This is a genomic window from Serratia sp. K1WW1 (assembly GCF_055790865.1).
This window is the reverse complement of record NZ_CM147697.1, coordinates 2,248,622-2,271,409: the sequence shown is the minus strand read 5'-3', so window position 1 is coordinate 2,271,409 and position 22,788 is coordinate 2,248,622. Positions and strand designations below refer to the sequence as shown.

Annotated in this window: 24 protein-coding genes; 17 read left to right on the top strand and 7 right to left on the bottom strand. The window is 56.6% G+C overall.

Annotated elements, in window-relative coordinates:
• Positions 1-8 precede the first annotated feature (8 nt).
• Positions 9-317, bottom strand: coding sequence for a hypothetical protein (locus ACX9GU_RS10210; RefSeq protein ID WP_473194675.1), 309 nt, complete (start codon positions 315-317; stop codon positions 9-11).
• 179 nt (positions 318-496) lie between these two features.
• On the opposite strand from ACX9GU_RS10210, the gene ACX9GU_RS10205 reads away from it, so the two are divergent.
• Complete coding sequence (locus tag ACX9GU_RS10205; protein WP_021805739.1) at positions 497-706, top strand: hypothetical protein; 210 nt, start codon at positions 497-499, stop codon at positions 704-706.
• 136 nt (positions 707-842) lie between these two features.
• Positions 843-1,850, top strand: a complete 1,008-nt coding sequence (locus ACX9GU_RS10200) for an NAD(P)H-quinone oxidoreductase (protein WP_473194674.1) — start codon at positions 843-845, stop codon at positions 1,848-1,850.
• A 48-nt stretch (positions 1,851-1,898) separates the two neighbouring features.
• Here ACX9GU_RS10200 and ACX9GU_RS10195 read toward each other — a convergent pair whose 3' ends face one another.
• Together ACX9GU_RS10195 and ACX9GU_RS10190 are read right to left on the bottom strand one after the other, a co-directional pair.
• Complete coding sequence (locus ACX9GU_RS10195; RefSeq protein ID WP_473194673.1) at positions 1,899-2,288, bottom strand: YidB family protein; 390 nt, start codon at positions 2,286-2,288, stop codon at positions 1,899-1,901.
• Positions 2,289-2,375: 87 nt separating this feature from the next.
• The gene (locus tag ACX9GU_RS10190; protein WP_021805741.1) at positions 2,376-2,624 is read right to left on the bottom strand and encodes a GlsB/YeaQ/YmgE family stress response membrane protein; all 249 of its coding nucleotides are present in this window, start codon (positions 2,622-2,624) and stop codon (positions 2,376-2,378) included.
• Positions 2,625-3,150: 526 nt separating this feature from the next.
• Here ACX9GU_RS10190 and ACX9GU_RS10185 point away from each other — a divergent pair.
• On the top strand, positions 3,151-3,567 hold the full coding sequence (locus tag ACX9GU_RS10185) for a VOC family protein (protein ID WP_473194672.1): 417 nt from the start codon (positions 3,151-3,153) through the stop codon (positions 3,565-3,567).
• Positions 3,568-3,611: 44 nt separating this feature from the next.
• On the opposite strand, the gene ACX9GU_RS10180 is transcribed toward ACX9GU_RS10185, so the two are convergent.
• Positions 3,612-3,809 carry a hypothetical protein gene (locus ACX9GU_RS10180; protein WP_473194671.1) on the bottom strand — a complete coding sequence of 66 codons (198 nt, stop codon included), beginning with the start codon at positions 3,807-3,809 and terminating at the stop codon, positions 3,612-3,614.
• 125 nt (positions 3,810-3,934) lie between these two features.
• Here ACX9GU_RS10180 and ACX9GU_RS10175 point away from each other — a divergent pair, with 125 nt between their 5' ends.
• On the top strand, positions 3,935-5,491 hold the full coding sequence (locus tag ACX9GU_RS10175) for a sensor domain-containing diguanylate cyclase (protein ID WP_473194670.1): 1,557 nt from the start codon (positions 3,935-3,937) through the stop codon (positions 5,489-5,491).
• Positions 5,492-5,565: 74 nt separating this feature from the next.
• On the opposite strand, the gene paaZ is transcribed toward ACX9GU_RS10175, so the two are convergent.
• Positions 5,566-7,638, bottom strand: coding sequence for a phenylacetic acid degradation bifunctional protein PaaZ (gene paaZ, locus ACX9GU_RS10170; RefSeq protein WP_473194669.1), 2,073 nt, complete (start codon positions 7,636-7,638; stop codon positions 5,566-5,568).
• 318 nt (positions 7,639-7,956) lie between these two features.
• Here paaZ and paaA point away from each other — a divergent pair, with 318 nt between their 5' ends.
• The 13 genes from paaA to paaY all read left to right on the top strand — a co-directional run bounded on the left by paaA (position 7,957) and on the right by paaY (position 20,041).
• Complete coding sequence (paaA, locus tag ACX9GU_RS10165) at positions 7,957-8,895, top strand: 1,2-phenylacetyl-CoA epoxidase subunit PaaA (RefSeq protein ID WP_237734238.1); 939 nt, start codon at positions 7,957-7,959, stop codon at positions 8,893-8,895.
• A gap of 14 nt (positions 8,896-8,909) precedes the next feature.
• A complete protein-coding gene (gene paaB, locus ACX9GU_RS10160; protein ID WP_021180891.1) occupies positions 8,910-9,197 on the top strand; it encodes a 1,2-phenylacetyl-CoA epoxidase subunit PaaB in 288 nt (95 codons plus the stop codon).
• Positions 9,198-9,206: 9 nt separating this feature from the next.
• The gene (gene paaC / locus ACX9GU_RS10155) at positions 9,207-9,968 is read left to right on the top strand and encodes a 1,2-phenylacetyl-CoA epoxidase subunit PaaC (RefSeq protein ID WP_473194668.1); all 762 of its coding nucleotides are present in this window, start codon (positions 9,207-9,209) and stop codon (positions 9,966-9,968) included.
• A gap of 8 nt (positions 9,969-9,976) precedes the next feature.
• Positions 9,977-10,474: a 1,2-phenylacetyl-CoA epoxidase subunit PaaD gene (gene paaD, locus ACX9GU_RS10150; RefSeq protein ID WP_065683386.1), complete on the top strand. Its 498-nt coding sequence runs from the start codon at positions 9,977-9,979 to the stop codon at positions 10,472-10,474.
• Between the two features lie 14 nt (positions 10,475-10,488).
• Positions 10,489-11,547, top strand: a complete 1,059-nt coding sequence (paaE, locus tag ACX9GU_RS10145; protein ID WP_021180888.1) for a 1,2-phenylacetyl-CoA epoxidase subunit PaaE — start codon at positions 10,489-10,491, stop codon at positions 11,545-11,547.
• Positions 11,548-11,556: 9 nt separating this feature from the next.
• Entirely contained in the window at positions 11,557-12,330 is a 774-nt protein-coding gene (paaF, locus tag ACX9GU_RS10140; protein WP_473194667.1) for a 2,3-dehydroadipyl-CoA hydratase PaaF, read from the top strand.
• Between the two features lie 3 nt (positions 12,331-12,333).
• Positions 12,334-13,125 carry a 2-(1,2-epoxy-1,2-dihydrophenyl)acetyl-CoA isomerase PaaG gene (gene paaG, locus ACX9GU_RS10135; RefSeq protein WP_473194666.1) on the top strand — a complete coding sequence of 264 codons (792 nt, stop codon included), beginning with the start codon at positions 12,334-12,336 and terminating at the stop codon, positions 13,123-13,125.
• A gap of 19 nt (positions 13,126-13,144) precedes the next feature.
• Positions 13,145-14,686 carry a 3-hydroxyacyl-CoA dehydrogenase gene (locus tag ACX9GU_RS10130; RefSeq protein ID WP_473194665.1) on the top strand — a complete coding sequence of 514 codons (1,542 nt, stop codon included), beginning with the start codon at positions 13,145-13,147 and terminating at the stop codon, positions 14,684-14,686.
• Complete coding sequence (gene paaI / locus ACX9GU_RS10125) at positions 14,686-15,126, top strand: hydroxyphenylacetyl-CoA thioesterase PaaI (RefSeq protein ID WP_473194664.1); 441 nt, start codon at positions 14,686-14,688, stop codon at positions 15,124-15,126. Before ACX9GU_RS10130 ends, paaI begins: the two co-directional genes overlap by 1 nt.
• Positions 15,123-16,328, top strand: a complete 1,206-nt coding sequence (gene pcaF / locus ACX9GU_RS10120; RefSeq protein ID WP_473194663.1) for a 3-oxoadipyl-CoA thiolase — start codon at positions 15,123-15,125, stop codon at positions 16,326-16,328. Before paaI ends, pcaF begins: the two co-directional genes overlap by 4 nt.
• A gap of 19 nt (positions 16,329-16,347) precedes the next feature.
• Positions 16,348-17,655, top strand: coding sequence for a phenylacetate--CoA ligase PaaK (paaK, locus tag ACX9GU_RS10115; RefSeq protein WP_473194662.1), 1,308 nt, complete (start codon positions 16,348-16,350; stop codon positions 17,653-17,655).
• 835 nt (positions 17,656-18,490) lie between these two features.
• Complete coding sequence (gene paaX, locus ACX9GU_RS10110) at positions 18,491-19,432, top strand: phenylacetic acid degradation operon negative regulatory protein PaaX (RefSeq protein ID WP_071680927.1); 942 nt, start codon at positions 18,491-18,493, stop codon at positions 19,430-19,432.
• A gap of 12 nt (positions 19,433-19,444) precedes the next feature.
• The gene (gene paaY / locus ACX9GU_RS10105) at positions 19,445-20,041 is read left to right on the top strand and encodes a phenylacetic acid degradation protein PaaY (RefSeq protein WP_473194661.1); all 597 of its coding nucleotides are present in this window, start codon (positions 19,445-19,447) and stop codon (positions 20,039-20,041) included.
• A gap of 29 nt (positions 20,042-20,070) precedes the next feature.
• Here paaY and ACX9GU_RS10100 read toward each other — a convergent pair whose 3' ends face one another.
• Together ACX9GU_RS10100 and ACX9GU_RS10095 are read right to left on the bottom strand one after the other, a co-directional pair.
• Positions 20,071-21,474, bottom strand: a complete 1,404-nt coding sequence (locus ACX9GU_RS10100; protein ID WP_059201139.1) for an amino acid permease — start codon at positions 21,472-21,474, stop codon at positions 20,071-20,073.
• A gap of 15 nt (positions 21,475-21,489) precedes the next feature.
• Positions 21,490-22,674: an amino acid aminotransferase gene (locus ACX9GU_RS10095; protein WP_473194660.1), complete on the bottom strand. Its 1,185-nt coding sequence runs from the start codon at positions 22,672-22,674 to the stop codon at positions 21,490-21,492.
• Between the last annotated feature and the right edge of the window lie 114 nt (positions 22,675-22,788).

The following is a 22,788-nucleotide window of genomic DNA, read 5'->3' as shown; positions in this document are numbered from 1 at the left end:
TAACATCGTCAGCAGATCGACGATGCCGAAAAGCTGATGGCATAGCGCTCTTTACTCGGCGTGCACCACAGCCGCAACAGATACTCCACCGTAAAAAGGGTGGTGAAAAAGACCTCCGCCAAAAACAGCTGATAAAGCACTTGAGCATTGGGGGTATACAGCGAGCTGCCGCCAGGTTCGATAAACAGCAACAGCACACTGAGCAGCGCCGTGCTCACCCAGAACAGCTGCATCCTGCGCCCGGTTCGGGTTTGATTGCTGAACAACAGCTGATAGCTACGCTGGCGCAGGATCTGTTTTCGCACTTTATTGGTCATAATCCGCTGTCTGGTAAAAGATTTACGCTCATACTAGATCCGAACCTGTACGCCGCCAAATTTAACCTGCGCCGAGCCGCAGAATGGCCCCGCGTCATATTTTCATCACAAAAATGTCACAATCCAGCCATATGATGATTGGCGACCATCCGCTCCGGGTTAACACCAAGGATTCGCCTATGAACACCGTAAAAGCCATTAATCACCAGCAGGCAGAGACGCTGATCCGCTCGGGATCGGCGAAAAAGATTGAGCTGGCCTATGACATTGACAGCGACGACTTTTTCCAGCTCGCCAGCCTGTGGTGCGATCAGGGTGCCAAGATTTCCAAAGGCAAAAAGCACTTTATCGTCTCGCTGAAAGGTTTTCGTATTCCGCCAAACGACTGATCCTCTGCCCCTCTGCGGCGGTATCTCGGCTTGTCTAGACAAAACCGCCCTTTCGCACACATGCCAACTCTGTTATCCCTATAAGATAATCCAGCCGGGAATACCCCGAATACGCAGATTGATCAAGGAGAACGGCATGTCAGCCAACGCACAACTACCTGAAAACATGAAGGTCATCGAAATCAGCCAGCCAGGCGAACCAGAGGTTCTGGTGAGTGCGCAGCGCCCGTTACCGGTATTGGCCCAGGGTGAAATACTGGTGAAAGTCGCTGCCGCCGGCGTCAACCGCCCAGACGTTATGCAACGCCGTGGGCAATATGCACCACCTCCGGGCGCCTCGGATATTCCCGGATTGGAAATTGCTGGCACGGTGGTAGCCGTTGGCGTTGGGGTACAACGCTATGCCCCTGGTGATGCCGTATGTGCGCTGATCGCCGGTGGAGGCTATGCCGAATACTGCAAGGTGCATGAAAGCAATGCGCTGCCGGTCCCTCAAGGCTTCAGCATGATTGAAGCCGCCGCCATGCCAGAAACCTTCTTCACCGTTTGGGTCAACGTATTTCAACGTGGCCATCTTCGGGCCGGGGAAACCGTGCTGATCCACGGTGGCACGTCTGGCATTGGCACGGTTGCCACCCTGTTGGCCAAAGCCTTCTGCGCCTATGTCATCACTACCGTTGGCTCTGAAGAGAAGCGTGAGGCCAGCCTGGCGTTGGGTGCCGACGTCGCCATCAACTACCGCACCGAAGATTTTGTCGAACTGACCAAAATCGCTACCAATGGAAAAGGGGCCGATGTCATCGTCGATCTGATCGCGGGGGATTACGTGGAGAAGAACTACCGTGCCGCCGCAATGGACGGGCGTATCGTACAGATCGGCACACAAAACGGCGTAGTGAAAGAACTGAACCTGATGCCACTGCTGCTTAAGCGCCTGACCCATACCGGCTCAACGCTGCGGGCGCGCAGTGTGGAAGATAAAGCCCAGATCGCTGCCGAACTGGAGCTGAAAGTGTGGCCGTTGCTGGAACGCGGGGAGTTAAAACCGCAGATTTTCCAGACTTTCCCGTTGGAACAAGCCGCACAGGCCCATGCCCTGATGGAGTCCAGTGCGCATATCGGTAAAATTATGCTGACGCTGTAATGGCAACCCTCCGGCCAGAAACCGGAGGGCTAGGCTGTGTCCCACATATCAGCCGAACAGTTTACCTTTCAGCAAATCCATCCCGGCGCTCATCAGATCGCCGCCCTGTGGCTCCTGGCCATTGGGTGACAGTTTGTCAGTGATCATCGGCAAATACTGGGCAATCATGGCAGAGGCCTGCGCCGGATCGATCCCCAATTTGCCAGCCAGTTGTGCAATGGCATCGGTGCTTAACGCCTGCTCAACGTGTTCACCGCTGATTGGCTGATTTTCACCCGTGCCGATCCAGGAGGCGACCACATCCGCCAAATTTCCCTGGCGGAATTTGTCCAGGATAGCCGGCAAGCCCCCTTGCTGTTCAACCCACTGCAAAATGGCGCTGTAATCCATTCCTTTGCCACCGCTTAATGCCCCGACTAACCCATCCAGTAATCCCATCGCTATCCCCTTATCAGAACGCTGTACGCTCGTCGTATTTAAAAAGAAAAAGGGCCGCCGCAGCGACCCCAGTTGATCGAACCCTACTTAGCTTCTGATCTTCCTGTAGACAAAAAGCACTACCAGGGCACCGATAACGGCAACCACAAAGCTGCCCAGGTTAAAGCCATCAACCCGGCCCATACCGAAGAAGGTACTGATATAGCCGCCGACAACCGCACCCACCACACCCAGGATCACGGTCATGATAAAGCCGCCGCCGTCTTTACCCGGCATAATCCACTTGGCCAAAATACCGGCGATTAACCCAAAAACGATCCAGGAAATGATACCCATTTTTACTCTCCCTAATTGACCCGTTGCCCGAACTTGTTGGCAACAGTATTATCAAGACGTTTTCCGTCAGAGACCACCCTCTGACAGTTTTTACGTCTCTGTACCTTACTACTATAGTCAAAAATCAGCGAGTTACCCACCTCTTGCAGTCTGAAAATCACTGCGTGAAATTTGTGCAATTTTCATCCAATTGTCATGTTGAGCGGCGATAATCAGCTATACTGAATGATGCTCAACTGAACGTCGACCGAGGATAGCGCCATGAGCAACCCCCCTTTCATGCTGTTTTTGGTTTTGGTCTATGCTTTAGCCGCCGTGTGGGATGGCTCAGCCTCGCTGTTGTTTATGTGAAAGTAGCGATCCAAGGCATTCATCAGCCATTCCTGAACAAGGCGATTTTATGCTATTTGGCGCACCTCTGCCCCTCAGTTAAGCGGGCGTAGCCTGCAGCGCTCCTACGGTCGAACATGTTCACCCCCCACAAATTCAGCAACCTTGCTGGGCATGGGATGCAACAGGAGGAACTATGTTGATTCAACCCTATCTGTTTTTTGCCGGTAACTGCGAGCAAGCGGTGAATTTTTATGCTCAGCAGCTAAACGGCATTATAGAAATCATGATGCGTTACAAAGATATCCCGACAGAAGAGCAGCAAAATGGGCCGCCCAATGCCGATCCTGAGTCGATTATGCATGCCAGGCTGGTGATTGGGGATAACGTCATTATGGCATCGGACGGTTGCCCATCCGAGCCAGGCGGGCCGACACATAGTGGGTATTCACTGTCGATCCTCAGTGAGAACGTCGAGCAAGGTGGCGAAGTATTTAACCGGCTAGCCCAAGGTGGCAGCATCACCATGCCTTTCCAACCGACCTTCTGGGCCAAGGGCTTCGGCATGCTGACCGATAAGTTCGGTGTCAACTGGATGGTCAACGTCGAGTAGCCGCATGGTGCAGTGCCTTGCTGTGAGGATAGGCACTGCCAGCGTTAACGATGCCAGCTGGCAGCCACCAGTGAGAACAAGACAAACAACACCAGCAGCAGTACCAGAGCCAACCGCCAGAAAGGCGTTTTCCGCCGCCGATACGCGATAATCATCAACCCGGCCAGCGCCAGGAGCGTAAACGGGTAATATACCGCCAGCATCAGTAAAACCTGCATCATAGCGTCAGATAGTGCTGCCATGCGCCTCCCCGGCACCAATTTATGCTGAACATATCCTGGAAATATAACGGAACATGCAAGAAGGAAATATAAGGGTTAAGATTGTTCGCAATACCGTACCCAATTGATTGCATGACAGGAATGCTATGCTCGCACCACAACTCCCGCCCCAAAAACAGCCATTACCCGGGAAAAACAAAAACTCGCCGTTACTCTATCAGGCTGGCGTGTTCGTTATTATCGTCGTGCTCACCCTGATCATGTTCAATGCCTGGCAAATCTGGAACGCTCATCAGCGCAACCTGCAAATTGCTGAAAATGACTCACAGAATCTGGCCCGATCGCTGGCACAGCATGCCGAAGATACCTTTGCGCAGGTAGACAATAACCTGATCGATCTCAGCGAACGCATTGAAACCGATGGGTTAGGCGAACCTCAGCGTTTACGTCTGCAAAAAGTCATGCAGACTCAGGCCAGTAACTTCCCGCAACTGCACGGTAGTTTTGTCTATGATGCCCAGGGCAACTGGATCCTGACGTCCAACGGTAAACCCCTCAGCCATACCAATAATGCCGACCGGGAGTACTTTAAATACCACGTCACTCATAACAATAATACGATTTATATTGGCGAGGTGATCCGCAGCCGCTCTACCGGCGATTTGGTTATCCCGGTGTCCCGCCGCCTGAACCATGCGGACGGTAGCTTTGCCGGCGTGGTCATTTCGACGCTGTATGTCGATTATTTCCGCCAGTTTTACAACACCTTTGCCCTTAACAACGACGCCTCACTCAGCCTGATACTGGCTGACGGCTCCATTTTGTACCGCCGCCCGTACAATGAGGATGCCATCGGGAAAAATATCTCCCATAGCCTTTTATTCCGCGAAGTTCTGCCGCATTCGTCCTTTGGCAACGTCACCATGGTCTCACAGTTCGACAATGTAGAAAGGGTTTACGGTTATTCGCAGGTGGAACGTTACCCGCTGGTGATCACTGCCGGGCTGTCGAAAAAAGACGTTCTGGCCGACTGGCGCAGCGATGCGTCACTTTTTGCACTTGGTGGAGGAGTCCTGCTGTCCATACTGCTGGCTCTGGGATTGGTGTTGATACGTCAGATTAACCAAAGCGTACAGACCGAAGTCGAGCTGGTGCGCACCCGTGATCAACTGACGCTGATGAACCATACGCTGGAAGAACTGGCCTTGCTAGATGGCTTGACCGGCCTGGCCAACCGCCGCCAGTTTGATATCGCGCTAAAAAACGAAATGACGCGAGCGGCGCGCAACGATCGCAGCGTAGCCCTGTTGATGCTGGATATTGACTATTTTAAACAGTTTAACGATATCTACGGCCACGTGGCTGGGGATCAGTGTTTGCAACAGTTGGGGCGCATGCTGAAAAGCATGGTCAACCGCCCTGGCGATCTGATGGCGCGTTACGGCGGTGAGGAGCTGGCGATTATTCTGCCGGATACCGATCTTCAAGGCGCAATCGCCTTTGCCGAACGGGTTCTGGAGGGCATCCGGCAGTTGAAGATCGCCCACACGGGCAGTCCACTGGGGATTATCACCGCCAGCATCGGTGCCAGTGCTATAGTCCCGCATCCCTATAACGATACGCCGCTAAGCTTGGTCAACCTGGCGGATAACGCCCTGTATACGGCGAAAAAAGGCGGTAAGAACCGGGTTTGCAGCCTTTAGGCTTAGAATAGTAAGGGTAGACCATTTCAGCACACAGTCGGGGCATCTTAACATGATGCCCCGACGATCCTGCCTTAGTGCACCGTGTTGAAATCCCCTTCCTGGCGCGCCACCAGCGTCAGAATGCTGTACAGCGCCACGGCCTGCTGATACTGGTTGAGCACCTGTACATCCCAGACCACCACGCCATGCGGACGATCCTCGGTGTTTTTTTGCGGCTTGCGGATTTTCTTTTTACAGGTCAACCGCACCTGAATGGTGTCGCCAATCTTCACCGGTTCGATAAAACGCAGGTTTTCCATGCCGTAGTTGGCAATCACCGGCCCGACGCCCGGATCGACAAACAGCCCGGCGGCGGCAGAAACCACAAAGTAACCGTGGGCCACTCGCTCACCAAACAGTGACTCCGCCGCACCGATCTTGTCCATATGCGCGTAGAAGTGATCGCCACTCAGGCAGGCAAAGTTGACGAGATCGGCTTCGGTAATGGTACGGCGGGCGGTCAGCAAGCTTTCGCCAATCTGCAACTGCTCAAAGTATTTGCGGAACGGGTGGACCTGTTCCTCCACCACGTCAGCACCCCGAACCCATTCACGGCTGATGGCCGCCAGCATCGACGGGCTGCCCTGGATCGCCGTGCGCTGCATATAGTGTTTTACCGCCCGCAGCCCACCAAGCTCTTCCCCGCCGCCAGCTCGCCCTGGCCCGCCATGCACCAACAAAGGCAATGGTGAGCCGTGGCCAGTCGATTCCGTAGCAGCGTGGCGATCCAGCACCAACATACGGCCGTGGGCGCAAGCGGTTGCTCGAATAAACTGTGAAGCCAGCTCCGCATCAGCCGTCACCAACGATCCGGCCAGGCTACCCTGCCCCAGCAACGCCAACTCAATGGCCTGTTCGGAGGTTTGATAAGGCATCAGCGTCGCCACCGGGCCAAACGCCTCGGTGCCATGTACGGCCTGATGGCGGAACGGATCGGCGCAGTACAGCAGGGTGATCGGATAAAAAGCGCCTGATTGCGCGCCATCGCCCACCACCTCCAATTTATCCAGCGTAGCGCCACAGAGTGGCTCACAGCCATTGCGCAGCAGGAATTCCACCTTTTGCTGCACGTCGTCGCGCTGTTCCTGATTGACCAACGCCCCCATCCGCACTTGCTCCAACAGTGGGTCACCAATCTTTACGCCAGCCAGGCGCTGCAACAGCGCTTGCTGTACCTCGGCAATGCGGGCAGCCGGAACGATAACGCGCCGGATAGCGGTACACTTTTGCCCCGCCTTGCTGGTCATTTCGCGGCTGACCTCTTTGATAAACAGCGCAAACTCCGGCATCTCTGGCGTCACGTCCTCGCCTAGCACGCAGCAGTTAAGCGAGTCGGCTTCCATGGTAAAGGCAATGGATTTTTGCAGCAGACGCGGGTGTGAACGCAGCTTCTGCCCGGTTTGCGCCGAGCCGGTAAAGGTGACCGCATCCTGATAATCGAGGTGATCGAACATATCGCCCACGCCGCCGCAGATCAGTTGCAATGCCCCTTCAGGCACCAGCCCGCTGTCGATAATCAGCTTCACCATCGCCTGGGTTAGCTGTGCCGAAGCCGTGGCGGGTTTGATGATGGCTGGCATCCCCGCCAGCCAGGTGGGTGCCAGCTTCTCCAGCATTCCCCAGCAGGGGAAGTTAAAGGCGTTGATATGCAGCGCAACGCCAGGGCGAGAGGTCAGCACATGGCGTGCGGCAAACTGCGACTGCTTGGAAAGTGGGATCAGCTCATCTTCCGGCCACAGCGTATCGTCCGGCAATTCGCGCCCTGCCAATCCCGCATAGGAGAACAGCGTGGCGATACCACCTTCAATATCAACACAACTGTCATTGCGCGTGGCCCCGGTTTGATAGGAGATCTGATATAGCGCCTCTTTATTGGCCAGCAGGTGTTTAGCCACCGCTTTCATCATCTGGGCGCGCTGCTGAAACGTCATCTTTGCCAGCGCCGTGCCACCCAGCTTGCGGGCATAGTTCAGGCTGGCGGCCAACGGCAGCCCGTCGGAGCAGACCTGATACAAAGGCTCGCCGGTAACGGCATGCTGGATCTCGCGGGATTGACCCTGGCCGTACACCCAAGCGCCAGAAAGGTAACTGGTTAACTGCTGCATTTGCTCCTCCGGAATTCATAAATAGACACTATCAAGATTAATGATGTATCACATATTTTCCACTCTGCGCCAGGTTAAAATTTAACAAAAGCAAAACAAAATCATCAGATCGGTGCGTTAACGCCAAGTTGATCGATAAACACTAAAAACAAATAACCATTTAAATCAATTAAATAACAAAACACATTGTGATAGCCATCGCAAAACCACAGTATTTGTATTTGATCTTGTTGTTATCAACTTGTAACTTCATGCTTAGTTAAAGTGATTCACATTTTTGGTTTTAATGTGAAAAACATGAATCACCAAGAGGCAAGTATGACAACTGACGCACAATTTCAGCAGCACTTTGACGACAAGATCGCCGCCGATATCTCCATCGAAGCCAAAGACTGGATGCCGGATGCCTATCGCCGCAATCTGATCCGGCAAATCGGCCAGCACGCGCATTCCGAGGTGGTCGGCATGTTGCCAGAAGCCAATTGGCTGACCCGCGCCCCATCCCTGCGGCGCAAAGCGGTGTTACTGGCGAAAGTCCAGGACGAAGCCGGGCACGGTCTTTATCTGTACAGCGCAGCGGAAACCCTCGGCTGCACCCGCCAGGATATCTACCAAAAGATGCTCGCCGGTCAGATGAAGTACTCCTCTATCTTCAACTATCCAACGTTGAACTGGGCTGACATTGGCGTGATCGGCTGGCTGGTCGACGGTGCCGCCATCGTCAATCAGGTAGCCCTGTGCCGTGCCTCTTACGGCCCCTATGCCAGAGCAATGGTGAAAATCTGTAAAGAAGAGAGCTTCCACCAGCGTCAGGGCTACGAAGCCGTGATGGTGATGGCCCAGGGCAGCGAAGCGCAAAAGGCCATGTTACAGGACGCCATCAACCGCTTCTGGTGGCCAGCGCTGATGATGTTTGGCCCCAACGATAGCGATTCCCCCCACAGCGCACAGAGCATGGCCTGGAAGATCAAACGCCACAGCAATGACGAGCTGCGGCAGAAGTTTATCGACAACACCGTACCGCAGTTGGAAGCCCTGGGTATGACTGCGCCCGATGCCGATTTGGCATGGGATGAAGCCAGCGGACATTACCGCTTTGGCGAGATCGACTGGGCAGAGCTGCACGAAGTGATCCAGGGGCGTGGGCAGTGCAACCACGAACGCCTGCAAGCCAAGCGTAAAGCCTGGGACGAAGGCAGTTGGGTTCGGGATGGTGCCATGGCACATGCCAGCAAACGCGCGGCAAATGCAGCTTAATCGAGGAGAGAAAAATGACTCACGCCGAATGGCCGTTGTATGAAGTGTTTATCCGCAGCAAGCAGGGTTTGGCCCATCGCCACGTTGGCAGCCTGCATGCTGCAGACGATCAGATGGCGCTGGAAAACGCCCGCGATGCCTATACCCGCCGCAGTGAGGGCTGTTCGATCTGGGTGGTGCAATCCTGCCACCTGATCGCCTCTCAAGCGGAGGATCGGGCGGCATTCTTCGATCCTTCCGACGACAAAATCTACCGTCATCCCACGTTCTACACCATCCCCGACGGCATCAAGAACATGTAGAGGCAGGCCATGACGATGAGTAACGCAGCAACAATCAGCTATGCCCTGCGCTTGGGCGATACACCGCTCATTCTGGCACAGCGCCTGTGCGCTTGGTGTGGTCATGCTCCTGAGCTGGAGATCGACCTGGCACTGGCCAATATTGGCCTCGATCTGCTGGGCCAGGCGCGTAATTTCCTGGCCTATGCCGCCGAGCTTTCCGGCCCGCAGCACAGCGAAGACAGCCTGGCCTTTGGCCGCGACGAACGTGAATTCCACAACCTGCTGCTGGCAGAACAACCCAACGATGGCTTTAACGACACGCTGGTACGCCAGTTCCTGCTCGATACCTACCACGTGCTGCTGCACCGGGAATTGAGCCGCAGCAAAGACGGCCAACTGGCCGCCATCGCCGCCAAGTCGCTGAAGGAAGCGGATTATCACCTGCGCTTCAGCCACGGCTGGATGATCCGCCTGGGTGACGGCAGTGAAATCAGCCACCAGAAGATCCAGCAGTCATTAAACGATCTGTGGCGCTTCACCGCCGAGCTGTTCCACGCCGACGAGATTGAGCTGCAATTGGCCGAACGGGGTATTGCCGTCGATCCACGCCAATTGCAGGCACCGTGGCAGGCGATGGTGAACGATACGCTGCAACAGGCCACGCTCACGCTGCCCACCGAGCAGGCATTTCGCCACGGCGGCAAACAAGGGCGGCACACAGAACACCTCGGCCCAATGCTGGCAGAGATGCAGTTTCTGCCACGCGCTTACCCGAACTGCAACTGGTAGAGGCAATGATGAATATCACCCGACTGCAACCGGCCGAGATCCCGCAGATCTGGCACTGCTTACAGCAGATCAGCGATCCCGAACTGCCGGTACTGTCCATTACCGATCTGGGCATGGTACGTGACGTGGAGCGCGACGGTGCAGGCTGGCACATCACCTTTACCCCAACCTATTCCGGCTGCCCGGCGACCGAGTACCTGCTCAACGCCATTGAACAGACGCTGAACGAGGCGGGTTTCAGCCCGGTGAAGATCACCATCAGCCTCAGCCCGGCCTGGACCACCGACTGGATGAATGCGGATGCTCGCCAGCGCCTGCGTGAATACGGCGTGGCACCACCGCAGGGGCAAACCTGTGAGAAGCCTTTAGCCCACGGCCCGGTGCAGTGCCCCCGTTGCGGCAGCGAGCATACGGAAAAGATCAGCGAGTTCGGTTCCACCGCCTGCAAAGCGCTTTACCGCTGCTGCGAATGCCGGGAACCGTTCGACTATTTCAAATGTATTTAGGAGTACTGAAAACCATGACGGTCTTTCATCGCCTGAATGTCGCAGCCATCGAGCGCGAAACCCCGGACGCCGTAGCCATCACGCTGCGCGTCCCGGACGAACTGAAATCCCATTACGGCTATACCCCCGGCCAGCACCTCACGCTCAAAGCGCGGGTCAATGGCGAAGAGCTGCGCCGCTGCTATTCCATCTGTAGTGCACCGCAGGATGGCGTATTGCAAATCGGCATCAAGGCGATCCATCAGGGGCGCTTCTCTTCGTTTATAAACCAAAGTTTGCAGGTGGGAGACGAGTTGGAAGTGATGCTGCCGCAAGGCCGTTTTGGTTACCAGCCGCAGGCACAAACGCAGGGCAACTATCTGGCGATTGCCGCCGGTTCTGGCATCACACCGATGCTGTCGATCATCAAGGCGACGTTGCAATTGGAACCCAACAGCCAGTTCACGCTGATTTATGGCAACCGCACCAGCCGCTCGGTGATGTTTAAAGAAGCCCTCTCGGATCTGAAAAACCGTTATCCACAGCGCTTCCAGCCGCTGTATCTCTTTAGCCAGGAAAATCTCGACAGCCCACTGCTCAGTGGCCGCATCGACCGTGACCACCTGACCGCGCTAGGTAACACGCTGGTGGACTTCAACGAGTTCGACCACGCCTTTATCTGCGGCCCAGAAGCGATGATGGACGACGCGCACACCGTGCTGGAGCTGGCCGGTATGCCTGCCGAGCGTATTCACAGCGAGCGTTTCAACACCAGCGGCATCGTGGCCCGGCCTGCCAATGCAGGTAGCCGCAACGCTACCCAGGTAGAGATCCGGCTTGACGGTCGCAGCCTCAAAATCGACGTCGGCAGCGAGGATGACAGCATTCTGGATGCCGCATTGCGCCAAGGAGCCGATTTGCCCTATGCCTGTAAAGGCGGCGTCTGCGCCACCTGCAAATGCAAGCTGAAGGCCGGTGAGGTGGATATGGCGATCAACTACAGCCTGGAGCCGGATCAACTGGCGGCAGGCTATGTCTTGAGCTGCCAGTCCTGGCCACGCGGTGAAGGCGTGGTGCTGGACTTTGACGTTTAGGAGCCGACGATGGAAACCCCTTGGATCCTGCGCGAACAGCAGCAACGCGTGGTCACACTGACGCTGCACCGCCCCGATGCCCGCAATGCGTTGAGCACCGCCAGCCTGGAGCAGTTGGTTTATCAACTGGAACAGGCCGATAGCGATGCCGATGTCGGTGCCGTGGTGATCGCCGGTGCCGCCCGGTTCTTCGCCGCCGGTGCCGATCTGCGCGAATTACAGCAGCAGGATGTCGCCGCCACCCAGCTCGATCACCGCCCTTTGCTATGGCAGCGCTTGGCCCAGTTCAGCAAACCCTTGCTGGCGGCGGTGAACGGTTACGCGCTCGGTGCTGGCTGCGAGCTGGCTCTGGCCTGCGACATTACGATTTGCGGCGAAAGCGCTCGCTTCGGCCTGCCGGAAATCACTTTAGGCCTGATACCCGGTGCGGGTGGTACTCAACGCCTGATCCGCAGCGTGGGCAAGTCCCGCGCCTATCAAATGGTGCTGACCGGTGAAGCCATAGACGCCCGCTGCGCACTGCAAGCCGGGCTGGTGAGCGAGGTTTGCGTCGACGCATTAACGCTGGAGCGTACTCAACAACTGGCCCAACGCATCAGCCAACAGGCACCGCTGGCGCTGCGCGCGGCCAAACAGGCGCTAAAACAGGCGCAGGAAACCGGCCTCAGCCAGGGCTTGCAGATGGAACGCCAGCAGTTTGTCACCCTGGCCGCCACCGAAGATCGCCGGGAAGGCATTGCCGCCTTCTTCGAAAAACGCACACCGAACTATCAAGGGCGCTGATTTATGGAAAACGCATTAATTCTTAGCCACATCGTAGCCGGGGTGTTGACCATAACCCTGAACCGCCCCGACCGGCTCAACAGCTTTAACGATGAAATGCACCACCAGCTTAGCGAGGCGCTGACCGTAGCCGAGCGCGATGACAGCGTGCGTTGCGTGCTGATCACCGGTGCCGGGCGCGGCTTCTGCGCCGGGCAGGATCTGAACGATCGTAACGTCAGTGTGGATCAGGCCCCTCCGGATCTTGGGCTGTCCGTAGAACGTTTTTACAACCCGCTAATCCGCCGCCTGAGCGCCCTACCCAAGCCGATTGTCTGCGCGGTCAACGGCGTTGCTGCCGGAGCGGGTGCCGCACTGGCAATGGCCTGCGATATCGTAGTGGCCGCCGACAACGCCAGCTTCATCCAATCTTTCTGCAAACTGGGCCTGGTGCCAGACTCCGGCGGCAGTTGGTATCTGCCACGCCTGGCCGGACATGCGCGAGCCATGGGTATGGCGCTGCTGGGGGACAAAATCAGCGCTCAGAAGGCGCTGGAGTGGGGAATGATCTGGCAGGTCGTGGCTGCCGCCGAGCTGGCCGACCACACCCAGAGCATGGCCAAACAGCTTGCTACCCAACCTACTTACGGCCTGGGGCTGATTAAAAAAGCCATGTACAGCTCGGCCAGCAATACGCTCGACCAGCAACTCGATTTAGAGCGCGATTTACAGCGCCTGGGTGGCCGTAGTGAAGACTATCGCGAAGGCGTCAGCGCCTTCTTCGCCAAACGTTCACCGAACTTCAGCGGGAAATAGCCATGAACGGGATACAGCCATGAGAGAGAAGATGGCGATAAATACCATAACCACCTCCGCAACGGTGGCCGTAATTGGTGCCGGAACCATGGGGATCGGCATTGCCCAGGTGGCCGCTGCGGCAGGGTATCAGGTCAAGCTGTTCGATATCGCCCTGCCCGCCGCCTCCCGCGCGCTGGAACAACTCGGGCAACGCCTGCGCAAGCGGGTCGAGGCCGGTAGGGCCGATGCCCACAGCACCGAAACCCTGCTGGGTCATATTCAGTTGACCGGCTCGTTGAGCGATCTGGCCGACAGTAGCCTGGTGATCGAAGCGGTGGCGGAAAAGCTGGCGATCAAACAGAGCCTGTTTCGCGATCTGGAGGCGATATGCTCTACCGATACGCTGTTTGCCAGCAATACCTCTTCACTCTCTATTACCGCCATCGCCAGTGCGCTTGAGCATCCGCAGCGCATGGCGGGCCTGCACTTCTTCAACCCGGCTCCGCTGATGAAACTGGTGGAGATCGTCGGAGGGCTGGAAACCAGCCCGGAAACGCTGAGCAACCTGCAAACCTTGGCTCAACATTGGGGTAAGCACAGCGTCGTGTGCCGTTCTACGCCAGGCTTTATTGTCAACCGCGTAGCCCGGCCGTTCTACGGTGAAACCCTGCGCGCGCTGGAAGAACAGATTGCCGATCCGGCCACCCTGGACGCCGTACTGCGTGATGCCGGTGGTTTCGCCATGGGACCGCTGCAACTGACCGATCTGATCGGTCAAGACGTCAACTATGCCGTCACCGAGTCGGTCTATCACGCTTTCTATCAGGACAGCCGTTTTACTCCTTCGCTGGTGCAGCAGGAACTGGTAGCTGCCGGGCATTTGGGCCGCAAGAGTGGCCGGGGTTTCTACCGTTATGGCAGTGAGCAGGCCGTACCGTCAGCAACTTTTGCTTCGGCGGTAACGGCTGACTTGCCTCAGTCCGTCACGTTGCACGGCGACTGGTCGGCCATCGGTGAGTTTGCACAGTTGCTGACGGGAAATGCGGCGGCGATCAAACATCCTGGCCAGACCAGTCCGTTTGCCCGGATCGATGAAGTTACATTTATGTTAACAAATGGTAAAACAGCAAGCCAAGTCGCCGAAGAAATCGGATCGCCCGTGGTTCTGTTCGACCTGTCCGTCAACTATCAGCACGCCCCCGCTATCGCCATCAGCAGCGCCGAGCAGAACGCGGTGCCGCACACGGCCAAGGTCATCCGCCTGCTGCAATCGCTGGGTAAACAGGTGATCCACCTGCCTGATTATCCGGGCCTGCTGGTGATGCGTACCGTCGCCATGCTGGCAAATGAAGCCCTGGACGTGGTGAATAAAGGCGTGGCCAACGCCGCTGATACCGACGATGCCATGCGGTTTGGCGTCAACTACCCGCAAGGTCCGCTGGCCTGGGGCAGCAGGCTCGGCTGGCAACAGATCCTCAACACGCTGGAAAATCTGCAACGTTATTACGCAGAATCCCGCTATCGCCCAATGCCGCTGCTGCGCCGTTATGCCGCCAATTATTCAGGAGCCGAATGCTGATGAATGCCAACACTCCCCGCGCGCTGGCCCAGCGTTGCGCCGAACAGATGTTTAGCCAGGATACCTGCGCACAGGCAATGGATATGCGCATCGATGCCGTGGATGCCGGCATGGCCAAAGTCAGCATGACCGTCGGCCCGCAGATGCTCAATGGCCACCAGACCTGTCACGGTGGCCAACTGTTCAGCCTCGCGGATACCGCCTTTGCTTATGCCTGCAACAGTCAGGGGCTGGCGGCGGTCGCTTCAGGTTGCACCATCGATTTTATCCGCCCAGCGCTGGCAGGCGATCGCCTCACCGCCTGCGCGAAAGTGCGCCATCAGGGTAAAACCACCGGATTATACGACGTTGAGATCGTTAACCAACTGGGGAAAACCGTCGCCTGGTTCCGTGGCCGCGCCCATCGGTTGGGCCACAACATTTTAGGAGAGCAGCCATGAGTCAGGCCTTTATTTGCGATGGCGTCCGCACGCCAATTGGCCGTTACGGCGGCGCACTGGCAAACGTGCGGGCCGACGATTTAGCCGCCCTGCCGCTACGTGCTCTGCTGGAACGCCACCCCAACGTGGACTGGTCACGGGTAGATGACGTAATCCTCGGCTGTGCCAATCAGGCCGGGGAAGACAACCGCAATCTGGCCCGTATGGCGGCACTGCTGGCCGGGCTGCCACAAAACGTTTCAGGTACCACTATCAACCGGCTATGCGGTTCAGGGTTGGATGCGTTGGCGATGGCGGCACGCAGCATCAAGGCCGGTGAAGCCAGTCTGCTCCTGGCCGGAGGGGCCGAATCCATGACCAGAGCCCCGCTGGTAATGGGCAAGGCGGACAGCGCCTTCAGCCGTCAGGCACAGCTGTTTGATACCACCATCGGCTGGCGGTTTGTTAACCCGCTGATGCATGAAGCTTTCGGTACCGACTCGATGCCGGAAACCGCCGAAAACGTCGCGGCGCAGTTTGGCATCAGCCGTGCCGATCAGGATGCCTTTGCCCTGCGCAGCCAGCAGCGCACCGCCCTGGCACAACAGCGGGGGATCCTGGCACAGGAAATTATCCCGGTGAGCCTCAGCGGCAAGAAAGGAGTCATTACTCAGTTCAGCGAAGACGAACATCCACGCGCAGAAACCACGTTGGAGCAGCTGCAAAAACTGAAAACACCGTTCCGTCAGCCGGGTTGTATCACGGCTGGCAATGCCTCTGGCGTCAACGACGGTGCGGCGGCGCTGATTGTCGCTTCCGAAGCCATGGCCCTGCAGCAAGGTCTGACGCCACGGGCGCGCATTGTCGCCACCGCCACCTGCGGCGTAGAGCCACGATTGATGGGGATCGGCCCGCTGCCCGCGACCCGCAAAGTCCTGGAAATCGCCGGTTTAAGCCTGGCGCAGATGGACGTCATTGAACTTAACGAAGCATTCGCCGCACAGGCGTTGGCGGTGTTGCGCCAGCTTGGTCTGCCGGATGATGCCGAACAGGTTAATCCCAACGGGGGTGCCATCGCGCTTGGCCATCCATTGGGCATGAGCGGTGCGCGCCTGGCGCTGGCCGCCCTGTTTGAGCTGGAACGTCGCGCTGGCCGCTACGCACTGTGCACCATGTGCATTGGCGTCGGTCAGGGCATTGCCATGATTATTGAGCGTGTCTAACACCTGCGAGGCTAAAAAGATGACTACAAATCCACGGCCCATCGACGCGATTGAATTTGCTTCACGCGACGAAATCGAAGCATTGCAACTGGAACGCCTGCAATGGACCCTGCACCATGCCTACAACAACGTACCTATGTATCAGCGCAAGTTCGGTCAGGCTGGTGTTCACCCGAGCGATCTGAAGCAACTGAGCGATCTGGCGTTATTCCCTTACACCACCAAGCAGGACCTGCGTGACAACTACCCGTTCGACACCTTTGCCGTGCCGATGGAACAGGTAGTACGCATTCATGCTTCATCTGGCACCACCGGCCGCCCAACGGTAGTCGGTTATACCCAGAGGGATATCGATAACTGGGCCGATATTGTCGCCCGCTGCCTGCGCTCTGCCGGGGCCACGGCCAAAGACAAAATCCACGTTGCCTACGGTTACGGCCTGTTTACCGGCGGGTTGGGCGCACACTATGGCGCAGAACGCCTGGGTGCGGCAGTGATCCCGATGTCCGGCGGCCAGACGGAGAAGCAGGTGCAGCTGATCCTGGATTTCAAACCCGATGTGATCATGGTGACCCCTTCCTACTGCCTGACGTTGATCGACGAGCTGGAACGCAAAATGGGCGGCGATGCGCGCAACTGCTCACTGCGTTTGGGCGTGTTCGGTGCAGAACCCTGGACAGAGTCCCTCCGTCATGAGATCGAGTCACGCATGGGGATCAAAGCGCTTGATATCTACGGCCTTTCCGAAGTGATGGGGCCAGGCGTGGCGATGGAGTGTGCCGAAAGCGGCGGCGGCCCGACCATCTGGGAGGACCACTTCCTGCCGGAGATCATCAACCCGGAGACGGGCGCGATACAGACTGACGGCGAGCATGGTGAACTGGTTTTCACCACGCTGACCAAAGAGGCTCTACCGGTGATCCGCTATCGTACGCGCGACCTCACCCACTTAATGCCAGGGGATGCCCGCAACATGCGCCGGATGGGCAAAATCACCGGCCGTTCCGACGATATGCTGATCATTCGCGGCGTGAACGTATTCCCTTCACAGGTGGAAGAACAGATTATGCAGTTCGAGCATCTGTCGCCGCATTATCAGCTGCAGGTGAGCCGTGCCGGGCATCTGGATACCTTGGCGGTACGAGTGGAGCTGAAAGAGTCGGCGTTGACGCTTAACCACCAGCAGCGTTGCGATATCTGCCACCAGCTGCGTCACCATATCAAATCGATTGTCGGGGTCAGCACCGACGTCAGCATTGCCAACTGTGGGGATATTCCTCGCTCGGAAGGCAAGGCCCAGCGGGTGATCGATCTGCGGCCACGGTGATTTTTCCCCTCACCCTAACCCTCTCCCAAAAGGAGAGGGGACCGATCGAGTGCGCTTGAAATTAGAGTGACTCACCTTAGATAGGGGGACCGATCGAGTGTGTTTGAAATTAGAGTGATTCACCTTGGATGAGATGAAGAGAAGCCCTAGTTTGCTGAGATTATCACTTTACTTCCAAACGAGCAGGGGCTACCAGCTCCCTCTCTGAACTGTTCGAGTTAGCTTAGATTATCGCTTTACTTCCAAACGGGCAGGGGCTACCAGCTCCCTCTCTGAACTGTTCGAGTTAGCTTAGATTATCGCTTTACTTCCAAACGGGCAGGGGCTACCAGCTCCCTCTCTGAACTGTTCGAGTTAGCTTAGATTATCGCTTTACTTCCAAACGAGCAGGGGCTACCAGCTCCCTCTCTGAACTGTTCGAGTTAGCTTAGATTATCGCTTTACTTCCAAACGGGCAGGGGCTACCAGCCCCCTCTCTGAACTGTTCGAGTTAGCTTAGATTATCGCTTTACTTCCAAACGGGCAGGGGCTACCAGCTCCCTCTCTGAACTGTTCGAGTTAGCTTAGATTATCGCTTTACTTCCAAACGGGCAGGGGCTACCAGCTCCCTCTCTGAACTGTTCAAGTTAGCTTAGATTATCGCTTTACTTCCAAACGGGCAGGGGCTACCAGCTCCCTCTCTGAACTGTTCGAGTTAGCTTAGATTATCGCTTTACTTCCAAACGGGCAGGGGCTACCAGCTCCCTCTCCCTGTGGGAGAGGGTTGGGGTGAGGGGCAAGCCTTTGTCATTTATGTTAATGTCGTGTCTCAGCAAAGGCTTACCCAGGGAAAAATATGGAACATAAACTGGACGACTTTATCCGCCATGCGTTAAGTGCCCAACCGATCAGCGGCACCTCACTGATCATCTCACTCTACGGTGATGCGCTGAGCCATCGCGGTGGTGAGGTGTGGCTGGGCAGCTTGAGCGCACTGCTGGAAGCCCTGGGCTTCGGCGATCGTTTCGTGCGTACCTCAGTTTTTCGTTTGCAAAAAGAAGGTTGGCTGGACGTAGAAAAGATCGGGCGGCGCAGCTATTACCGCGTTACCGAACAGGGTATGCGCCAGTTTCGCCATGCCGAATCCAAAATCTACCTCAGCGAGCAGCCGCAGTGGGATGGCAAGTGGGAGCTACTGCTGTTGGAAAGTGCGGAAAAAACCGAGCGTGCACGGCTGAAAAAAGAGCTGGGCTGGCTGGGCTTTGGCCAGATCGCCAACAATCTGATGGCCGCGCCCACCCATGCGCAAACCGACGTCACCGCCCTGCTCGGCGAGCTCAACGCCAGTGAACAGGTGATCTACTTCCGTGCCGACTATCCCTATAACCGTTCCGAACAGACGCTGCGCCAAATGGTCGCCAACTGCTGGTCGTTGAGCGAGGTAGCCGGTTACTACCATGAGTTTATCGTCTCCTTCCGCCCGTTGATGGCCCTGCTGCGCGAAGCCGACGAACAAGAACTGACGCCCCTGCGATGCTTTCAGATTAAGCTATTATTAATCCACTTTTTCCGCCGCGTGGTGTTGAAAGATCCCCTGCTGCCAGATGCCCTGTTACCCGCTCAATGGGAAGGCCAAATCGCCCGCAACCTGTGCATCAATATCTATCAGCGAGTGGATCGCGCCGCGACGGAATATGTCAGCGCTTTGGCAGAAACCTCCATCGGCACCCTACCTGCACCCAGTGCCGGTTACTATCGCCGCTTTGGCGGACTGCCGCGCGATCCCACTACATTTTGAGGAGTTTGCGCTATGCCCGTGTATCAGATTGACGGCTTGACGCCAGTGGTCGATCCCAGCAGCTATGTTCACCCCACTGCGGTCCTGATTGGCGACGTGATTATCGGCAAAGGCGTCTACATCGGCCCCAATGCCAGCCTGCGCGGGGACTTTGGGCGCATTGTGGTCGAAGACGGTGCCAACGTGCAGGATAACTGCGTGATGCACGGCTTCCCGCTGCAGGACACGGTAGTCGAACAAGATGGGCATATCGGCCACAGCGCCATACTGCACGGTTGCCGCGTGCGCCGTAACGCGATGATTGGCATGAATGCCGTCATCATGGACGGTGCGGTCATTGGTGAGAACTCCATTGTCGGCGCGGGTTCCTTCGTCAAGGCCGCCGCGGATATTGCCGCCAATCAACTGGTGATTGGCAGCCCGGCAAGGGTGATCCGCGAACTGACCGAACAGGAATTAGCCTGGAAACGCACTGGCACACTCCAGTATCAGGAACTGGTCTTACGCTGCAAAAACAGCCTGAAAGAAGTGGCCCCTCTCACTGAACCAGAGCCAGGCCGCCAACGCCTGAATTTTGGCGACCACATCATCCCCAAAAGCCAGCTTTAGTGCATGGCCGGGCCGCAGCCCGGTCAACATTACTCCAAACTCTGTACCGGTGCTTCAGCTGCAACCGATGCCTGCCCTCGTCGACTGTAGAAATAGATGGCGACTAGCAGCGCGGTGAAGGGAATGCCAAACCACAGCGTCATTCTAAAGAAGTCCGTGAACAACGTGGTTATCATCAAGCCAGCCATCAGGAGCGCCCCCGCCAAGGTAAAGTAAGGATAACCCCACATGCGGAACTTGAGGTGCGTCTGCGTATGCTGGCGGCGGAAGAACAGGTGAGTAACAAAGATCATCAGCCAGGTGAAACAGGCACCGTACACCGAGATCGACATCATCACCGCGAACGATTTCTCTGGAGCGGCAATACTCAGCACGATAGAGACAATAATCCCCACGCAAGAGAGCGCCAGCGCGTTGACCGGAATACCCCGTTTGCTGAGCCGCCCCAGCGCCGCCGGTGCCTGCCCGGCACGGGACAGTGAAAACATCATGCGGGTGGTGATATACAACTGGCTGTTCATGGCAGACAGTGCAGCAATCAGTACCACAAAGTTAAAGATCCCGGCGGCGGCAGGCAGATGGATCACGTTCATCGCCACCAGGAACGGGCTTTCACCGGTGCCAGACTGCCGCCACGGTACGATGGCCAGCATCAGCGCTATCGACATCATATAGAAGATAAACAGCCGCAGAATGGTGCCTTTAAACGCGCTTTTCACGGCAACCACCGGGTTTTTCGCTTCCCCTGCGGCAACCGCGATCATCTCAATACTCAGATAGCTGAATATCGAAACGATCACCGCAAACCACATGCCTTTCACCCCGAACGGGAAGAAGCCACCGTTGTCGGTGAAGTTACGGATGCCGAAGGTCGGGTTAGCGGAAAACGCCAGGATGCCGATGCCAATCATGATAAACGCTGAAATGGCCACAACCTTGACGGTAGAGAGGGCGTACTCCACCTGGCCAAAAGACTTGACCCCAACCACGTTGACGACGATCACCGCCGCCGAGAACAACAGCACCCACGGCCAGATCGGCGTGCCCGGGAACCAGAACTGCATATACATGCCGATGGCGGTCACCTCGGTGCCCACCGCCAACACCACGCAAGACCAATAGGAATAGCGCACCAGAAAGCCAAACAACGGGCTGAGATAGAACTCGGCATAATCGCCGAACGATCCTGGGGTTGGGTGCTCGGAAGTCATTTCCGCCAGGCATCCCATCAGCAGCAGCGCAATCACCCCGCCGATAAAATAGCTCAGCAGTACGCTTGGCCCAGCCATCTGGATTGCGTAAGCGCTCCCCAGAAACAGGCCGGTACCGATGGCTCCACCGATAGCCAGCATCGACATCTGCCCGGCGGTCAGGTGCTTTTTCAGCCCATCCTGCCGCTGGGCGATAGCGTCAAAACGTTTCGCATCTTTCATGGTTGCTCACCTTTTCTATGCGGTACGGGTAACGTCAAGGATGGCGGCAGTCACATAGTCCAGGTTTTGCTGGTTCAGGCCAGGCAGACACATCCTGCCGGGTGCCACCAGGTAAATGGAATATTGCTGCCGCAGTTGACCGAGCTGGCGTTCATTCAACCCGGTGTAGCTGAACATGCCCTTTTGATCGCGAATACGGGTGTAGTCCAGCGTGGTACCGCCCTGTTCCAGGCCTGCTGCCAGGCCAACGCGCATCTGTTTGATGCGTTGACGCATGGTGGTCAACTCACTGGCCCACAGTTGGTATAGCTGCGGGTCTGCCAGCAGGGTTTCCACAATCTGGCTGCCGTGAGTCGGCGGGCAGGAATAACTGCGACGGATCAGCGTCTTCAATGCGCCTTTCACGTTCACCGCAGCCTCGGCCGTAGCGCACCGCACCGATAGCCCCCCTAAACGCTGGCCATACAGCGCCACGTTCTTGGAAAAAGAATTGCTGACCAGAAAATCCACATCGGTTTTCAACATCGCCCGCAGCGCGAAGCAGTCTTCATCCAACCCACCGCCAAAGCCTTGATACGCGATGTCAAAGAAAGGCAGTAGCCGACGCTGTTGCACCACATCGATCACCATTTGCCATTGCGCCGGGCTGAGATCGGTGCCAGTGGGGTTATGGCAGCACGGGTGCAGCAATACCACTGCCCCTTCCGGCAAAGTGGAGAGCATGTCGAGCATGGCTTCCAAACGCAGTTGGCCAGACGCATCGTCAAAATACGGGTAGGTATTCACCTTCAAGCCAGCGCCTTCGAAGATTGCCCAGTGGTTGGCCCAGGTCGGATCGGAAACCCAGATTTCGCGGCGCGCCAGATAGTGATAGATAAAATCGGCACCCAACTTCAGTGCGCCAGATCCACCCACGCTTTGTACGGTAGCAATACGGTCCGCCGGCTCACCAAACAGCAGCGTCTGGATCTGGCGGGCAAACAGTGCAGAACCTTCGATTGGTGGGTAAGTATGTGGCCGCTGTTGTTCCAGTAAACGCTGTTCGGCAATATGTACGGCCTGCATCAGGGGAATATTACCCTGATGATCGTAATACAGACCGATACCCAAATTAACCTTTTGCGGATTAGCATCCTGCATATAGGCTTCCATCAGTGACATAATAGGATCGGGCGTTGACGGGGTAATATGTGCGAACATAGATTATCCTTAACTCATTATGTAATGAATCAGCAGGTGAATACCCGTCGCCTTTCAAGCTACAGCGTTGTTATCTGCGTGCGAGAGCCCCGGTCACTTACTTAAGTAAGCTCC

Coding starts and splice junctions, on each gene's coding strand:
- ACX9GU_RS10210 (WP_473194675.1), bottom strand. CDS start 317: ATGACCAATAAAGTGCGAAAACAGATCCTGCGCCAGCGTAGCTATCAG.
- ACX9GU_RS10205 (WP_021805739.1), top strand. CDS start 497: ATGAACACCGTAAAAGCCATTAATCACCAGCAGGCAGAGACGCTGATC.
- ACX9GU_RS10200 (WP_473194674.1), top strand. CDS start 843: ATGTCAGCCAACGCACAACTACCTGAAAACATGAAGGTCATCGAAATC.
- ACX9GU_RS10195 (WP_473194673.1), bottom strand. CDS start 2,288: ATGGGATTACTGGATGGGTTAGTCGGGGCATTAAGCGGTGGCAAAGGA.
- ACX9GU_RS10190 (WP_021805741.1), bottom strand. CDS start 2,624: ATGGGTATCATTTCCTGGATCGTTTTTGGGTTAATCGCCGGTATTTTG.
- ACX9GU_RS10185 (WP_473194672.1), top strand. CDS start 3,151: ATGTTGATTCAACCCTATCTGTTTTTTGCCGGTAACTGCGAGCAAGCG.
- ACX9GU_RS10180 (WP_473194671.1), bottom strand. CDS start 3,809: ATGGCAGCACTATCTGACGCTATGATGCAGGTTTTACTGATGCTGGCG.
- ACX9GU_RS10175 (WP_473194670.1), top strand. CDS start 3,935: ATGCTCGCACCACAACTCCCGCCCCAAAAACAGCCATTACCCGGGAAA.
- paaZ (WP_473194669.1), bottom strand. CDS start 7,638: ATGCAGCAGTTAACCAGTTACCTTTCTGGCGCTTGGGTGTACGGCCAG.
- paaA (WP_237734238.1), top strand. CDS start 7,957: ATGACAACTGACGCACAATTTCAGCAGCACTTTGACGACAAGATCGCC.
- paaB (WP_021180891.1), top strand. CDS start 8,910: ATGACTCACGCCGAATGGCCGTTGTATGAAGTGTTTATCCGCAGCAAG.
- paaC (WP_473194668.1), top strand. CDS start 9,207: ATGACGATGAGTAACGCAGCAACAATCAGCTATGCCCTGCGCTTGGGC.
- paaD (WP_065683386.1), top strand. CDS start 9,977: ATGAATATCACCCGACTGCAACCGGCCGAGATCCCGCAGATCTGGCAC.
- paaE (WP_021180888.1), top strand. CDS start 10,489: ATGACGGTCTTTCATCGCCTGAATGTCGCAGCCATCGAGCGCGAAACC.
- paaF (WP_473194667.1), top strand. CDS start 11,557: ATGGAAACCCCTTGGATCCTGCGCGAACAGCAGCAACGCGTGGTCACA.
- paaG (WP_473194666.1), top strand. CDS start 12,334: ATGGAAAACGCATTAATTCTTAGCCACATCGTAGCCGGGGTGTTGACC.
- ACX9GU_RS10130 (WP_473194665.1), top strand. CDS start 13,145: ATGAGAGAGAAGATGGCGATAAATACCATAACCACCTCCGCAACGGTG.
- paaI (WP_473194664.1), top strand. CDS start 14,686: ATGAATGCCAACACTCCCCGCGCGCTGGCCCAGCGTTGCGCCGAACAG.
- pcaF (WP_473194663.1), top strand. CDS start 15,123: ATGAGTCAGGCCTTTATTTGCGATGGCGTCCGCACGCCAATTGGCCGT.
- paaK (WP_473194662.1), top strand. CDS start 16,348: ATGACTACAAATCCACGGCCCATCGACGCGATTGAATTTGCTTCACGC.
- paaX (WP_071680927.1), top strand. CDS start 18,491: ATGGAACATAAACTGGACGACTTTATCCGCCATGCGTTAAGTGCCCAA.
- paaY (WP_473194661.1), top strand. CDS start 19,445: ATGCCCGTGTATCAGATTGACGGCTTGACGCCAGTGGTCGATCCCAGC.
- ACX9GU_RS10100 (WP_059201139.1), bottom strand. CDS start 21,474: ATGAAAGATGCGAAACGTTTTGACGCTATCGCCCAGCGGCAGGATGGG.
- ACX9GU_RS10095 (WP_473194660.1), bottom strand. CDS start 22,674: ATGTTCGCACATATTACCCCGTCAACGCCCGATCCTATTATGTCACTG.